General features: G+C 50.1%; 16 protein-coding genes. 7 read left to right on the top strand and 9 right to left on the bottom strand.

Annotated features, from left to right (window positions below):
* Positions 1-238 precede the first annotated feature (238 nt).
* The 5 genes from NEA10_RS04375 (at position 239) to NEA10_RS04355 (ending at position 5,879) form a co-directional block, all read left to right on the top strand.
* A complete protein-coding gene (locus tag NEA10_RS04375) occupies positions 239-2,695 on the top strand; it encodes a PAS domain-containing sensor histidine kinase (RefSeq protein ID WP_252664044.1) in 2,457 nt (818 codons plus the stop codon).
* A 193-nt stretch (positions 2,696-2,888) separates the two neighbouring features.
* Entirely contained in the window at positions 2,889-4,094 is a 1,206-nt protein-coding gene (locus NEA10_RS04370) for an argininosuccinate synthase (RefSeq protein WP_252664042.1), read from the top strand.
* A gap of 351 nt (positions 4,095-4,445) precedes the next feature.
* Complete coding sequence (locus NEA10_RS04365; protein ID WP_159785454.1) at positions 4,446-4,721, top strand: SemiSWEET family sugar transporter; 276 nt, start codon at positions 4,446-4,448, stop codon at positions 4,719-4,721.
* 52 nt (positions 4,722-4,773) lie between these two features.
* The gene (locus tag NEA10_RS04360; protein WP_309494628.1) at positions 4,774-5,589 is read left to right on the top strand and encodes a YdcF family protein; all 816 of its coding nucleotides are present in this window, start codon (positions 4,774-4,776) and stop codon (positions 5,587-5,589) included.
* Positions 5,590-5,624: 35 nt separating this feature from the next.
* Entirely contained in the window at positions 5,625-5,879 is a 255-nt protein-coding gene (locus NEA10_RS04355; protein WP_252664041.1) for a DUF433 domain-containing protein, read from the top strand.
* A gap of 66 nt (positions 5,880-5,945) precedes the next feature.
* Here the strand turns inward: NEA10_RS04355 and NEA10_RS04350 are convergent, their stop codons facing one another.
* The 3 genes from NEA10_RS04350 to NEA10_RS04340 form a co-directional block, all read right to left on the bottom strand.
* Complete coding sequence (locus NEA10_RS04350; RefSeq protein WP_252664039.1) at positions 5,946-6,476, bottom strand: DUF3800 domain-containing protein; 531 nt, start codon at positions 6,474-6,476, stop codon at positions 5,946-5,948.
* Between the two features lie 43 nt (positions 6,477-6,519).
* Positions 6,520-7,722, bottom strand: a complete 1,203-nt coding sequence (locus NEA10_RS04345; protein WP_252664038.1) for an RNA-guided endonuclease InsQ/TnpB family protein — start codon at positions 7,720-7,722, stop codon at positions 6,520-6,522.
* Positions 7,723-7,818: 96 nt separating this feature from the next.
* The gene (locus NEA10_RS04340; protein ID WP_252664037.1) at positions 7,819-7,992 is read right to left on the bottom strand and encodes a DUF3800 domain-containing protein; all 174 of its coding nucleotides are present in this window, start codon (positions 7,990-7,992) and stop codon (positions 7,819-7,821) included.
* A gap of 315 nt (positions 7,993-8,307) precedes the next feature.
* Between NEA10_RS04340 and NEA10_RS04335 the strand changes: the two genes are divergently transcribed.
* The gene (locus tag NEA10_RS04335) at positions 8,308-8,538 is read left to right on the top strand and encodes a hypothetical protein (RefSeq protein ID WP_252664035.1); all 231 of its coding nucleotides are present in this window, start codon (positions 8,308-8,310) and stop codon (positions 8,536-8,538) included.
* A gap of 22 nt (positions 8,539-8,560) precedes the next feature.
* On the opposite strand, the gene NEA10_RS04330 is transcribed toward NEA10_RS04335, so the two are convergent.
* The 6 genes from NEA10_RS04330 to NEA10_RS04305 form a co-directional block, all read right to left on the bottom strand.
* Positions 8,561-9,145, bottom strand: coding sequence for a TetR/AcrR family transcriptional regulator (locus tag NEA10_RS04330; RefSeq protein ID WP_252664033.1), 585 nt, complete (start codon positions 9,143-9,145; stop codon positions 8,561-8,563).
* Between the two features lie 58 nt (positions 9,146-9,203).
* The gene (locus tag NEA10_RS04325) at positions 9,204-10,127 is read right to left on the bottom strand and encodes a GspE/PulE/PilB domain-containing protein (protein WP_252664031.1); all 924 of its coding nucleotides are present in this window, start codon (positions 10,125-10,127) and stop codon (positions 9,204-9,206) included.
* A 209-nt stretch (positions 10,128-10,336) separates the two neighbouring features.
* A complete protein-coding gene (locus NEA10_RS04320) occupies positions 10,337-11,473 on the bottom strand; it encodes a HetZ-related protein 2 (protein WP_252664029.1) in 1,137 nt (378 codons plus the stop codon).
* A 55-nt stretch (positions 11,474-11,528) separates the two neighbouring features.
* On the bottom strand, positions 11,529-12,284 hold the full coding sequence (locus NEA10_RS04315) for an SDR family oxidoreductase (RefSeq protein ID WP_252664027.1): 756 nt from the start codon (positions 12,282-12,284) through the stop codon (positions 11,529-11,531).
* Positions 12,285-12,316: 32 nt separating this feature from the next.
* Positions 12,317-13,261 carry an aldo/keto reductase gene (locus NEA10_RS04310; protein ID WP_252664025.1) on the bottom strand — a complete coding sequence of 315 codons (945 nt, stop codon included), beginning with the start codon at positions 13,259-13,261 and terminating at the stop codon, positions 12,317-12,319.
* Positions 13,262-13,294: 33 nt separating this feature from the next.
* A complete protein-coding gene (locus NEA10_RS04305; protein WP_252664023.1) occupies positions 13,295-14,131 on the bottom strand; it encodes an alpha/beta hydrolase in 837 nt (278 codons plus the stop codon).
* 269 nt (positions 14,132-14,400) lie between these two features.
* Here NEA10_RS04305 and NEA10_RS04300 point away from each other — a divergent pair, with 269 nt between their 5' ends.
* On the top strand, positions 14,401-15,414 hold the full coding sequence (locus tag NEA10_RS04300; RefSeq protein ID WP_252664021.1) for a collagen-binding domain-containing protein: 1,014 nt from the start codon (positions 14,401-14,403) through the stop codon (positions 15,412-15,414).
* Positions 15,415-15,421: the final 7 nt, after the last annotated feature.

Here is a 15,421-nt window from a genome sequence, read left to right as displayed (position 1 = left end):
TGGAACACCTTTAGGACTTTTATTGTATATATTCATTCTAAAACTTCCGGATCAGCTCACAGCTTTAGTTATATTAAAGCTAATAGTTAATGGGATTTTCAATGCCTTAATTGCGAGTATTATCATCGTAAATACTCCGCTACTTGAGATTCTAAGTCGAGATTATAAACGCAGTTTTCCTTTTCGTCAAACCCTATTCAATGCTCTGCTTGCATTTACGATTATTCCTGTTCTGATTTTGACGATTATTGGAAGTCGAGTCCAATTTCAAAATTCAGAAACTCAGGCAATTACTATTATTGAGTCTATCTCTAAAGAATTCAAAAATAACTTAGAGATAACTCAAACGTATCGCTGGGGAGATTTGAATTTATTTCAAGCCTTAATTGAAGCCAAGCGGAGTCCCTACCCCATCAACGTTTTTTTGCTGAGTGATTCATCTATTATTCGGCGATATCCTGACACGGCTACCCTCTTTGATTTAGACTCAGGGGTTGTGGCTGAGCAGGGCAACAATGTTTACCATTGGAAACCTGGAGGCTCCATCCCGTTTATGGCCCAGTGGCGGCAGTCTCATTACTACACGATTATTCGTGAATCGACACTGCCTTGGGACATTCTGGTCTCTTTACCTGCAGAACCCATCATTAGTCAACTGCAAGGGTTTTATATCCGTAATCTTGCCATTCTATTGGGAATTATGGGATTTGCCATTATGAGTGCCAATCCCTTGACACGTTACCTAATCCAGCCATTAACTCAATTGGCAAATGTGAGTGAAAATCTACCCCAAAAGGTAAGTGATCAAGACCCCTTACATCTTCCGAAAACAGAAATCTTGGAATTTAATCTGCTTTCAGCTAATTTTCAAGTAATGGCTGAAGCTCTCGGGGAAAAATTCAAAGAAATCAAGGCCGCCAACGAGGAACTGGAACAACGGGTCATTGAGCGAACCAAACGACTCTCAGAGGCGAATCAAACCTTAGCGGCAGAAGTTCGCGAACGACAGCGTATTGAAACCGAAATTCGTAAATCTCAACAACGGCTAGCGCTCATGGTTGAACAAACTCCCTTGGCAGTTCTGGAGTGGAATATGAAGTTCGAGGTGGTGAGTTGGAATCCAGCAGCTGAACGAATTTTTGGCTATCGGGCAGAAGAAGCGATTGGAACTCGGATTGCCGAGAAAATTGTCCCGCCGGAGTGGGTCGCTCATGTTCAAACGGTGATGGGTGATTTGATTGAACAGAGAGGGGGAACTCGTAGTACTAATGAAAATGTCCGCAAAGATGGGCAGCGGATTATCTGTCAGTGGTACAACACCCCTCTGATTAATCCAGTGGGAGAGTGTATCGGCATTGCCTCAATGATTCAGGATATCACCGAGCGACAGCGGGCTGAGGTGGAGTTACGGGAAAGTGAGCAGCGATTTCGCGATGTCTCAGAGGCGGCGGGGGAATATCTCTGGGAAATCAGTTTAGAGGGACGCTACACCTACCTATCAGAGCGGGTTGAGGCGGTTAAAGGCTATTCAGCCGAGGACTTGTTGGGGCGATCGCCCTTTGATGTGATGTATAAGGGCGATCTTCAACGGGCACAGGAGATTGTCGCTCATGCCATTGCACATCAGACTACCTTTAAAATGGAATGTCGTGACATCACCCCGGAAGGAGAGATCGTTTGGGAAGAAGTGAATGGAGTGCCCCGTCTCGATGAACAGGGAAACTTAATTGGTTTTAGGGGTGCGGGATTGAGTATCACCGATCGCAAACGCTCGGAACTGGAATTGCGTCAATCGGAGGCCCGTCTACGGCAGAAAGCGGAGGAACTCCAACAGACGTTAGGGCAGTTGCAGCAAACTCAGGCTAAGTTAGTGCAAAGTGAGAAGATGTCCAGTTTAGGGCAGTTGGTGGCGGGGGTTGCTCATGAAATCAATAACCCGGTGAACTTCATTTATGGCAACTTAACCCATGCTGAGGAGTATGTCGAGGATTTACTGGCGGTGATTGCTAGTTATCAGGAACATTACCCGGAACCTGTAGCTGCTGTAGGGGAACAGTTGCAAGACTCGGAGGTTGAGTTTCTGGTGGAGGACTTTCCTCGCTTAATCAACTCCATGCGGGAAGGGGCCCGGCGGATTCGGGAAATTGTCGCCTCGTTGCGGAACTTCTCCCGTTTGGATGAATCGGACTTGAAACCGGCGAATCTCCATGAAGGACTTGATAATTCCCTGATGATTCTCCGCAGTCGTCTCAAGGAGAAGAGCGATCGCCCTGAGATTCAGGTAATTCGTGAGTATGGCGAGCTTCCCCTCATTGACTGTTATCCGGGACAGTTAAACCAGGTGTTTATGAATATCCTCGCCAACAGCATTGATGCCTTAGAGGAGCGCGATCGCACTCGTTCTCGGGAACAGATGCAGCAACAGCCCAGTTGCATTTGCATTACCACGCAACGGCAAGGAAATGAGGTGCAGATTTCAATTCGTGATAATGGTCCGGGAATCCCTGACAACGTCCGGGAGAAAATTTTTAACCCCTTTTTCACCACCAAAGACGTCGGGAAAGGCACCGGATTAGGGTTATCCATTAGCTATCAAATCATTGTCGATCATCATGGTGGCAGCCTTGAGTGTCATTCAACCTTGGGTGAGGGGACGGAGTTTGGGATCACCATCCCCACCACCCTTAGCCATTAAGGGTTGCCAATCGCCCCCTGGGGTGGAACGGACTCCCCCTGTCATAAAACCATTACATAAATCCTGAGAGAAGGGGGCGATCGCCCAGATTTGGCGGCCTCCTCAGCAAAAAAGCCAGTTCAGAGTCCCCTCAAACGGACAACTTGCCCCATAATAAGACACTGATTGTTTTGTGACGGAGAACGAAAGGTCTATGGGTCGTGCTACCAAAGCCGTACTGGCATACTCAGGTGGAGTGGATACCTCAGTCTGCATTCCCTACATGAAGAAAGAATGGGGGGTTGAAGAGGTGATCACCCTGGCCGCTGATTTAGGCCAGGGGGATGAACTCGAACCCATCCGCGAAAAAGCCCTCACATCTGGGGCCAGTGAGTCCCTGGTGGCCAATTTACAAGAGGAATTTATCCGAGATTACGCTTTCCCCGCCATTCGGGCCAACGCCCTCTACGAAAACCGCTATCCCCTCTCTACGGCCCTAGCCCGTCCTCTCATCGCCAAGAAACTGGTGGAAGTGGCCGCTGAATATGGGGCCGATGCGGTGGCCCATGGTTGTACGGGGAAAGGAAATGACCAGGTTCGTTTTGATGTGGCCATCGCCGGACTCAATCCCGATATTACCGTGTTGGCCCCGGCCCGGGAATGGGGGATGAGTCGCGAAGAAACCATCGCCTATGGGGAAACGTTCGGTATTCCCTCCCCAGTGAAGAAATCCTCTCCCTACAGTATCGATCGCAACCTCCTCGGTCGTAGTATTGAAGCGGGCCCCCTCGAAGATCCCTGGAATGAACCCATCGAAGAGGATGTGTTCTTGATGACGGAGGCGATCGCCAACACCCCCAACGAAGCCGAATATGTGGAAATTGGCTTCGAGGAAGGCTACCCCGTCAGCGTTAACGGAGAGGCCCTGGCCCCCGTGAAACTCATCGAAACCCTCAACGCCATCACCGGACGACATGGCTTCGGGCGCATCGATATGATTGAAAACCGCCTGGTGGGGATTAAATCTCGGGAAATCTACGAAGCCCCCGCGCTCCTAACTCTGATTCTGGCCCACCGGGATTTAGAAAGCCTCACCCTGACCAAAGATGTCACCCACTATAAACGGGGAATTGAGGAAACTTACAGTCAATTGGTGTATAACGGATTGTGGTTCAGCCCCCTCAAGGCGGCCTTAGATGCCTTCATTGAAGAGACCCAGAAACGAGTGACGGGAACCGTTCGGGTAAAACTGTTTAAGGGTAACGCTCATATCGTTGGCCGTAAATCTACCAACACCCTCTACACCGACGAACTCTCCACCTACGGTTCTGACGATAAGTTCGACCACAAAGCGGCTGAAGGCTTCATCTATGTCTGGGGACTTCCCAACCGGGTTTGGTCTCAGCAATTGCGCGGCTAGGCCCTCGGGAACCGGATTTCTAAATCTGCGTCCTTGGGGATGAAAGGGGGAATCCGGTTTCTCGCACCTGGTTAACCGGGAGAGCCTCTCAATGACAAACGCTACAACGGTTTTTGATAATCTTAGGAGATACCCTGCGACCGGTCTGATGACGATTGCTTATGGTCGGGCCAGGGCTGGTCAGAGCCTCGGGGTATCTCCTATAATTGCCTGTTGACGCACTCACCGGGCGTCACTTTTGTCCTAAATGTCTCTGACGGTCACGTTCTCAGGGATGTCTGGGGATGTCTGTCTCTACGTCATCTGAGAAAACGACCAGGGCTAACCTACACGTAACCACAGGAGCCAGTTATGCAAGATGCAACGATTCTGGGACTGTTGGCGGGAACCATGACCACCATCGCCTATCTCCCCCAACTCATTAAAACCTGGCAGTCTAAGTCGGCGGATGATATCTCTTGGAGTATGTTAATTATTCTCTGCTTAGGGATTCTCTTGTGGCTGGTGTATGGGACATCGGTTCATGATTTACCGGTCATTTGCGCCAACATTCTGACGTTAATTCTCTCTTCGACGATTTTGGGCTTAAAGGTTCATTATCGCTTGCGGCGGGCCTCGATTGATTGATGGCTTTATCTGCAACTTGTTAGGAAATCCGTGGGCAACCATGGATTTTTTTATGGACGTTTTTATTCTTGGCGCAATGTTCTTTTTTCTCTCAAAGCTACTTCCGTCATTGGTTTATCCGTTGGGACTGGCCTGTATTTTGATGTTGTTGGCCCTGCTGCTGCTTTGGAAACGTCCTGCTGTGGCGAGTTTGGTATTAGTCGTCGGGTTTGTTGCCTTGATGGCTGGGGGCAATAGTTGGGTGTCATCGAGTTTAGTGCGATCGCTCGAACGGCAACATCTACCAGTGGGGGACTTACCTCAGGCGGAGGCGATTGTGGTGTTGGGGGGTGCGACGCGATCGCCCAACCCGCCTCGTCCCTGGGTGGAGGTGAATGAGGCGGGCGATCGGCCCATTTATGCGGCGCGGTTGTTTTTACAAGAGAAAGCCCCGGTTATCATTCTCTCGGGAGGACGACTGAGCTGGACGGGGGAAATTGGCTCCGAGGCGGAGGATATGGCCCAACTTGTCCAGGCCTTGGGTGTGCCAGAATCGGCCCTACTGTTGGAGCATACGTCCCTGAATACGCGCCAAAATGCCGAAAATGTCCAGGTGATTTTGCAAGAACAGGGGATTGAGGAGATTTTGCTGGTGACTTCAGCCATTCATATGCCGCGATCGCTACGGGTGTTCCAAAAACTGGGGATTACCACGATTGCTGCACCCACGGATTTTCTGATTGCCGATTCCGTTGGGGGAGATGATGGGGAGAGTTGGCAGGCGATCGTTCTCAATCTGATTCCCGATGCTGAACGCCTGGCCCTGACGACTCGGGCGCTAAAGGAGTATCTTGGATTATGGGTGTATCAGCTACGGGGTTGGGCCTGAGGCTGACTCTTCGATCTAGAATGTATAGGAGTCTGATGATTCAAGAATTAGATCGCATTACAGTCAACCCAGAACTATGCCTGGGACAACCGACCATTCGAGGTATGCGCATCACGGTAGGATTTGTTCTAAAGTTATTGGCGAGTCAGTTATGCATTGAACAGATTTTAGCGGCTTATCCAGAGTTAGAGGAGGAAGATATTCGGCAAGCTCTTAATTACGCAGCTTGGGCCGTATCGGATCGGACGGTGAGCATTACATCAGCGAACGTTCCAGTTGAGTGGCTCTAGGTCCCCTTTGAAGCACAACAAAGCTCTCTCGGTAGTTTGCTCTGAATCGGGTTGTTATGCCGCAACTCATGGCAAGATGTATAACCCGTGAACTACACCCCCTTCTGAATCAAATCTAGTTTCAATGATGGAAAAAAATCTATTATCCCCCTTCTCAAAATTTCTAAAAATAGCGTAAGCAGTCAAGTCAGCAAGTTGAATCAGTCTTGATGCTTTTGAATCTAAAAAGAGAGGTACTTCTGATAAATTACTGATCACACCCCAGGTATATCCAATCGTCCTAAAATCAGTTGCCAGGGATTGAATTGTTGTTTCATAAGTAGATTTATCAAAGATAATGATTCCTCTCTGGGTGTCGCGGTTCCTATGCAATCTCATTAAGTACTTATCAAATCTACTAGCTAACTGCTCAAATGCTACCTCAACTGGGTCTCTGGGAGATACGGCAGACTTATTGATCACGCTTGCAAAAAATCGATTGCTGGGATGAGAGCGCAGAAAAACTGTTAGGGCATCTTCAATGGCTTGATGCCGAGCTTCTCTAGGATGACTCCTCCATCGTCCTCTTCCTCCGAACATTGGACTACCATTTGACATCCTCCCACGCTAATTCAAAGAATATAGCGTGGGATTCCCACCATTACTGATGAGGTTTCCTCTTTCCACGACTCGACTTACCTTGAGGAGTTTCCCCACCAAGACAGAGGTCGATATCTCCAGAGGCGTGAGTTCCCGTATGCCCTACGGTACGCAATCCTAATTCAAGGATGTTGATGGCTGCATTCCAATCTCTGTCGATGACTAAACCACAATGAGGACAGCGGTGAGTTCTCATTGACAGAGATTTCTTGACCTTCTCCACACAGTTAGAGCAATTCTGGCTCGTGTACTGGGGAGCAACAGCAACCGTTGCCACCCCGAACACCTTACCGAAATACTCCACCCACTGACGGAACGTTGACCAGGCCGCATCCGAGATCGATTTAGCGAGGTTATGGTTTTTTACCAGATTTCGCACCTTCAAGTCCTCATAGGCTACCAAGTCGTTAGACCGGACGACGCACAATGCCGTCTTGACGGCAAAGTCTTTACGCTGCCGACTTACCTTGAGGTGCTTCCTCCCTAACCGAGTTCTCGCCTTCTCTCGGTTTTTGGAACCTTTCTGGGTCTTAGCGAATCGACGTTGGAGACGCTTAAGCGCTCTCTCAGACTTTCTGAGATATCTGGGATTCTCCACCGTCTGACCGTCTGAATCGGTGTAGAAATGATTTAATCCGACATCTAACCCGACCGTTTTTCCGGTCAGCTCTCGTTCCTCCCGGCGCTCTTGGTCGATACAGAACTGAACGTAGTAGCCATCAGCGCGACGGACCACCCTCACCCGTTTAATCTGCTTTAACTGATAGAAATGCAAGTCACGAGTTCCCCACATTTTGAAGCGTCCCGCCTGGAATCCGTCAGTGAAGTTGATTGTTCTTCTATCCTCTGACAGCTTCCAACCTGAGGTTTTGTACTCGACTGAATCGCGAGTCTTGTGCTTCTTGAATTTAGGGAACCCTTTTTTGCCGGGAATCGTTTTCTTGCCGTTATCGTAGAAACGGGCGATGGCTGACCAGGCTCGTTCGGCCGAGGCTTGACGAGCCATTGAGTTCAGCTTTTTTGCCCAAGGAAACTCTTGGGCAAGAACCGCACAATAGGCGCTCAGTTCATACCGTCCAACTCCTTTGTTGTCCATCCAGTATCTCAGGCAACTGTTACGAACAAACCGAGCCGTCCGAATCGCCTCGTCCAGCCGTTCGTACTGCTCTTTGGCTCCTTCTAGCTTGGCCTCAAATACCAGCATGATTCCGTTCAGTCACTTGGCGTGATTTTACCACAGGTGTTGCCGCGATTCATCTCAACGTTGAATCAAAGATTACGACGTGAGCTTTCTCGCGGATTAAGGTAACTCAACGGCTGCTGGATCAGCCGGATCAAACCTAGCTGCAATGTCGTCAAGCTCCTTAGCAACCCAATATCCTTGTCGCTCAAACACACAAAACCCGGCTAGCACGAAATACTGTTGATTTGGGTCGTGGGTTGTCCCCGACTCATCTACATACAGTAAATACATACTGCCTCATTTCCCTTCAAAACTAAAATCAGTCAAGGGAAGACCATGCTTCCACGATCTGAAAAGGCCAGACCTCTTGACTGCGCCTCCAATTGTATCACTTGCTCCACCTATTGTCTACTTTGTCTAAGGCTCCTCAGCAATTCTCATTATGGGCACGGGTCAGTCAAAGTGTGATAGCACTGAACGCCTGGCCCTGACGACTCGGGCGCTCAAGGAGTATCTTGGGTTATGGGTGTATCAGCTACGGGGTTAGACCTGAGGCTGACTCTGGAACCCTCATGACGCACCAGTCCTTATCATTTGTGAGGCTTCATGTCTGACGGAATCAATCGCATTGTTTTCCTTCCACCGCCATCCCTTGATGAACGTATTGGCAGTTATCACGTTACGCGGGAGTTCCACCGAGAAGTCCAATATCGCGAAGACTTCCAGAACTATTGTCAGTGGTATCGGGCCACAGCAGAACGCAACCGTCGGGAATTGGAAAAAATGCGCGGGGACATCAACATCTTCGGCTGGTTTTCCCGCCGTCGAGGCCGTTAGAGGAATCGTCAACCCCAAGACGTTACTGGGTTAGGGTGGAAAAGGTGATATCCACCAGGCCCTGAAGGGTTTGACGATCCGGGTTCAGCTTCGCCGTCAGCCGTAGGCCTTGGAGGTTGGAGAGGAGATACTTGGCCAGCAGGGAAATATCCCCAGAATGCGTCAGTTCTTGGCGCTGGCGCGATCGCTCTAACACCGTGGCAAAGGTGGATTCAATGCGATAAAAATATCCCCTCAGTTGTTGGGCAATGGCAGCATCGTGGGGGGCGAGTTCAGCCGCCGTATTCACGAAGAAACATCCCTTGCGATCGCCATCCTGTAAACTCCAATCCACTACCGATTCAAAAAAGCTAGCCAAGGTCGCAAGTGACGCATCAGCCTCTTCTAGGGGAGCCAGGTTCGTTCCAACCACAGTGTGATCATAACGGGCTAAACTTTCTTCAAATAATGAGTGTTTATCCCCAAAGGTGTCATAGAGACTTCCTCGATGAATTCCCATTGAGGCAATGAGATGGCGAATTGAGGTTCCGTAATAGCCCTGTTGCCAAAACGTGAGTACGGCTTTATCCAGAACATCCTCTCGCTTAAACTCCTTGGGTCGCGCCATAGGTCTTTAAAATCTTGATGAGTCTGCTTTATTCTATCTTATATCGTAAAGGAATGCGTTAATTAGCAGATTCAAGAATTTTCACGTGAGCATCGACTTGTTCTAAAACTTGTATCAATGCAGGAATAACCTCTAGGTGTTTTTGGGAGAGACTAGGATGACGTTGATAGGTTTCTTGAATTTCCACAAGTTTTTTCTGTAGATTTTGCGCTGTAATCAAAACCTCTTGGCTCAAATCAATCAGTTTTTGTTGCTGATAAAACTTAAGCGCCGCCCCGCGTAACACTTGCAGAGTCGCTTCTTCCCCGTCATCTCCTCGCATGACTCGTAGCCGCAAGAGAACCGGCGTATCATGATAAAGTCGTTCTAACTCAACTTCTTTTTGCTGACGGACTGGGAGCAGCGGCAATCCCATCAATCGTTTTAATTCGTTAATAACGGCTTGAAACGTACTCAGAGGTAATGCTTTAAGAACGGACTTAGGAACCCCATCCTGACTCCAAAGAATGTTCCCCGCATCAGATTCCCGGGCAAAATGGAGACGGCCAATTCCTCCGATTAAGACTCGCGCTAACAATTCCTGAATCATTTGTGGGGGAGACAGCAACGCTAAATCGCTGACAGAACAGGTTAAATGACGGGGGGTCAGATTCAGGCTGGGGAGATTTGGGGGGATAGATGGTACTGGATCATCTTTCTGCACCTCAGGGGAGGGAGAACGAGAGCTGAGTTGATTACTATGGTTCAGATAGGCGGTCAGTAACGCCTGATGTTCTTGAGGAGCAATAGTTTGAGAGACTAGAGAACAGTTAAGATAGCCTAGTAGCTGCCGTAAATATTCCAACGCAGCTATATCATCGGGGTTGACCATCCCCAGGTAAATGCGGCTCCCTTCCATGGACAGGGGCACAACCTGGTGATACAGACAGACTTCAAAGGGCAAAATTGTATCGATGGAGTGAAAAATCCAATCGGAGTTCATAGGGAGGGTTTTCAGCATAAATGGACAAGTTTGAGAGGAACCCAAACCTAAATACAATGCAACCCTGATGAAGTCATGACAATCGAGGCTAACGGTAAATAGGACAGATGCGTTGGGTCATGTTAGGTCACGGGCCACTATGGGGCTGTTGAAGGGCTGGTTGTTTTATCCTAGTTGAATCATAGTTGAAATTACGGAACTGCGATCGCCTATGCCTCCGTAGAATTACGGATTTGCTGGGCAGCGAGATAGAGTTTACCCCATTCGCTGGTGACTTGAGTGGTTTTGAGCTGGAGACGGTGGGCGATCGCCTCGACGGACTCTCCAGCTTTGAAGCGATCGAGAATCTCTTGCTGATGAGGCTCCAGACTTTCATAATATTGTTGCCACTCGCTGCTGGTAAGTCCGAGTTGATGGTCTTGCAGGGAAGTTTTGAGCCAGTTGGCCACTAAGTCGGGCGAATGTTTGAGACTAAACACCCGGATGGCGTGATAGCCAACCTTTTCTCGCAGGCGATACAGTTGTTTGATGGGAACCTGCAACTGCTCGGCGATCGCCTCTTGACTGTAGCCTTGCAGATAAAGATTCAACCATTGGGCCGCCAGGGGACTGACATGCTCCTGGAGATACTGAGCAAATTCTCGGGCTACACTATCTCGGAGGGTTTGCTGTTCTTCCCAGGCGCGATCGCCCTCATAATGCTCCAGAGTCTGAGCATCGAGCAAGTTCACCGTATCCGGGGCGTGGTTGGGGGCAATTTCTACGGACACTAAACGCACTAATTCCTGACTGGGAACTTGCGTCAGCCCCCCCCGTTGGCTACGGCGTAGGTAATTGACAAAGCGATAAACCAATAAGGGTTGATTGCGGATCGGCCGGAGACAGTATTCCTCTAAACTGGCGAGAACCAGGGCATTTTGTAGGTGGCGATCGCCCCCGCAGCGGGTAATCCGTCGCATTTCCCCTTGCAGATAGCGATCGCTATTGAGCATTTCCTGCAACACTTCCTGCACCACATCCACCACCGTACGACGGCGATCGCGACTCAGGGAAACCCAGGTGCGAATCTTATTGCGTAACAGCACCAAACTCCCCAAACGACGGATTAAATGACGATAGGCCGCCTCAGGAGAGACCCCCAGATAGCGTTGACAGAGGATGTTGTAGCAGAACTCCATAGACTGTTCCAGGACTTGCTGATGCTCCTCATCTAACCCATTAAACTCCTCCCCTTGGTCCGTCAACAGCCAGCACAAAACCGCCTCCCGAGTTTCGGGAGTGCGGTGTGGATGCTCCATCTCCAATCGCGATCGCCACTCATGGACGAGGCTCTCCCATGTCCTCATAGCGCTCTCAAGGGCCTCTGGGATTCGTACAGGGATTTTATCAAATTGGGGGAACCTATCCCGGGGTCGTCCGGGCAAACAGAGCCGCAAAATCACGAGTCACCGGGCCCTGAGGGTTGGAAATCACATCAAAGGCCCGATTGCGGGCGGTAGTTTCTCGGAACGCCTGCACCACCAATTCGGCCACATCAGCACGGGGAATCGAGGGGTTAACGCCGTCTGGGGGCTGATGTAAGAGGTGATCGTCATCGCCAACCCATAGCTCGCGATCGCCCCCCGGCTCATCCAGGAGTCCCCCGGCTCGGATAATGGTATAGGGCAATCCCGAGTTAATGAGATACTGTTCAGCCTTGCGCTTCCAAATCAGAATCTTGCCATTGCCAATGCTATTCAAAAAATGGTTCTCATCGGTTCCCCCCATAGACCCCACCAGGACCACCTGCTGAACCCCAGCCGCCTTAGCCGCCTCAATCTGATTCACCTGGCCCTGATAGTCTACCTGTTCCGGCTCTCCCCCTGGGGCGAATCCCATGGTGGGCCGTTGTCCGGGTTCCGAAGGAGGGGCCACCACCTGGGGAACCGCACTGGTGAGGATGACTAATCCCTCACAGCCGTTCATGGCTTTGTCTAAGCTGTGGCGATCGCCGATATCCCCAAACACGAATCCCTCCGTGGAGCCAAACACCTGCTCAGCCTTCTGTGGGGAGCGAGCAAAGCCCACCACGTCAAACTCTTGAGGTCGTTCTCGTAGTTTCTGCACCACTAGAGAGCCAGTTCGTCCCGTGGCTCCCGTTACTAAAATCCGTTTCATAATCAATTCCGTTGTCTTCGGTATTACAGATCCTACAGCCAAGGCCGACTGGCTTGTTCTAAGCGAATCCAATCCTCCGAGGACAACTGCCAGCCTAAGGCTCCCGCATTATCCTGCGCCTGTTTGCCGTTCTTAGCCCCAGGGATAGGGATCACCCCCCCTTGGCCAATCAGCCAATTGAGTGCCACCTGGGCCGGCGTTTTCTGGTACTGCTGGCCCAAGTCTCGCAAAATCCCTAAGAGGGGTTCAATGCGTTGTAGGCCTTTGGCACTGAATTTAGCATCCATTTTCCGGGCACCGCCGGGGGGATTACTGGGGGTATATTTCCCCGTTAGCAGGCCTTGGGCCAGGGGACTGTAGGCTAACAAGACCACCCCCAAATCCTTGGCGGTGTCGAGAATCCCTTTGGTTTCAATCGTCCGTGAGAGCAGGGAATACCGCACTTGATTCACCGCCAGGGAGACCCCTCGACTCTGGAGAATCTGCTGAGCTTGAACCATTTCGTCGGCGGAATAGTTACTGACCCCCACCGCCTGAATTCGTCCCCGCTCTACTTCGTCGGCTAAGGCGTTAAGGAGGGTTTCCTGGGACATGAAGCAGGTAAAGGGCCAATGCACCTGATACAGGGGAATGGAGTCGAGTTGTAGGCGCTCTAGGCTGGCACTGACGGCATCGTAGACGGAGGATTTGAACAGACGCCAGGGGAGGGGGCCATATTTGGTGGCGATGTAAACGGGGGTGTCGCAGGTTTGCCCAAAGCGGCCGAGGAGTTGTTCCGATTCCCCTTTGCCATAGACTTCGGCGGTATCGAATAGGGTAATTCCTGAGGCGACGGCGGTTTCAAAGGCCTCTCGGACTTGAGCCTCACCATAGTCACTGCCGTATTGCCAAAAGAAGCGATCGCCCCAAGACCAGGCCCCGATTCCTAGGGGACGCACCTGTAGACCGCGATCGCCGAGGCTTACCATATCTTCCATAAGTCAAAACGTTTAATAAAAATCTCATCTAGGTTAACGTTGTTCTTTGCGGATGAGTTGCTCAAACTCCTGTAAAACTTGGGGGTAGCGATCGCCAACCACCTCTAACAAGTCGTTATGGCCAGCTCCGTCAACCCAGAAGGCTTTTTTGGGGTCATTGGCCGCCTCATAGAGACCTTCCCCATGCAATAGGGGAATGAGACGATCATCGGTTCCATGAATAAACAACACCGGACTATAGACATTGGGGATTTTACTGAGATTATCAAACTTATCAAAGGGAAATAGTCGTATCCGCGTCACGACACGGAACGCCGACAAGAACCCACTCTCAACAGTTAAGGCGGCGATCGCTTCTCGGGAGGCTAAATCCACCGATGGGCCACTGCCAAGAGAGCGTCCATAGACCCAAATATGGCTCGGCGGGATCTTCAGGGTTTCGGTCAGATAGCGGTAGGCGGCATTGATATCTCGATAGGTGTTATATTCCGAAGGGCTGCCTTGACTGGTTCCATACCCCTGGTAGTCATAGCCAAATACCCCATATCCCAGGCTTTGCAAATCTGCCAGCCGGGGTAAAATCATCCCTAAATCTTCCGCATTGCCATGACTGTAGAGAATCGTGTAGTCCGCGTCCTCGTTGGGCAAATGGACCGCTGAAATCTCAGTATTTTCATCGACGGGCAGTTTAATGATGGCTTCGCTGTCACTGTAGCTAGGGGGAGGTGGGAGAAAAATCGACCGCTCACTGCCAAAGTAGGCATAGAGACAGATGCAAAAGTAGATAAACAGAACAGAAGCAATCATGCGTTTGAGGGAAAATTCACCAATGAGATAGCGTCGTAACCGCGAGCGACGAGGGGATACCATGGTTCCAGCCTCCGGAAACCTGCGTTGACTCCTGCCCGTAGATTTTACCGTAACCTCTCGGGGAATCCCAAGCAATTTCGTCGTTGTCTCTCTGGAGTCCTCAGATGATTCAGGCCTTCAGGGTTAAACCCAGGTTTGGTTTGGTCTTCATGAAAACTTTAAACAATTGAGGCAGAAACTTCACGGATAGCGTTCATAATCAGCAACTAAATGCGTTAGAGTGAACTCGGTAATGGTCATCGTCAAAACAGTCTAAGGAGTTATAGCCAATGCGAACCTCGCCGTTTCTTATCCGTTCTGGGACTTTAGCTCTTGTGGGTGGACTAATTCTAGGACAGCCGGGTGCTGCAATGGGATTTGGTCTGACGGGCGCGGCTTCCGACTACAATCTGTTTCTATTTGAGAATCTCTATCAACGAGGGGGAGATGTTGAAGGGCGGGCAGCCGTTGGGGGTAACGCCTCGTTAACAAGTGTCGGCATTGCCGATCGTTTGCCATCCTCTAACGGGAGTGACACCCACTTTGTCGTGGGAGGGGATTTGACAATTCAGAATAGTGGCATCTTTGGCGGTAATGCCAATGTTGGGGGTACGGTTACTGGAGATGTATATTTCAATAACTGTCAAGGTTGTCAGGTCACGTCAGATGACCTAATCGACTTTGAGGCGGCACGAAATCACTACCAGAACTTGTCTCAGACGCTGTTCAATTTAGAGACAACGGGAACCACCAGCCTTAATCCCCATTCCAAACAACTTCGTTTTACGGGAAACAATACGGGTACCAATGTTTTTAATGTCAGCCTATCAGAAGCTCGGGAAATCTTTTTAGATGCTCCTTCCAGCTCTGATTTAGTCGTAATCAATGTGACAGATGAAACATTCGCCCCAAATTGGTTTGGCTCTTTATTTCATGAAGAAGCTAATGCGGATTCATCCAAATGGCAAAATGTAATTTGGAACTTTGCCAATGCGACTACGATTGATTTTTCTTTTTCCTGGCGAGGAACAGTTTTAGCCCCCAATGCTGATATTAGTTTACGCAATGGGAACATCGAAGGACAGGTGATTGCCAACTCCGCCCGTCTCGATGTTTGGTCTGGGGAGTTCCATAACTATGAGTTTACAGGGACTCTACCTCCTTCCGGCTCTACTCCAGATGATCCCTCAACCCCCCCACTGCGCCGAGAAATCCCTGAACCGACTATGATCCTAGGTCTGTTGGCTGTTGGAGCGATGGGACTGGTGAAACGCCGCAATACGCTAGAGCAACCTCAGGGTTGATTGGCGA

It is taken from the genome of Phormidium yuhuli AB48 (assembly GCF_023983615.1).
Lineage (GTDB): Bacteria > Cyanobacteriota > Cyanobacteriia > Cyanobacteriales > Geitlerinemataceae > Sodalinema > Sodalinema yuhuli.
This window is presented reverse-complemented; position numbering and strand designations above follow the sequence as displayed.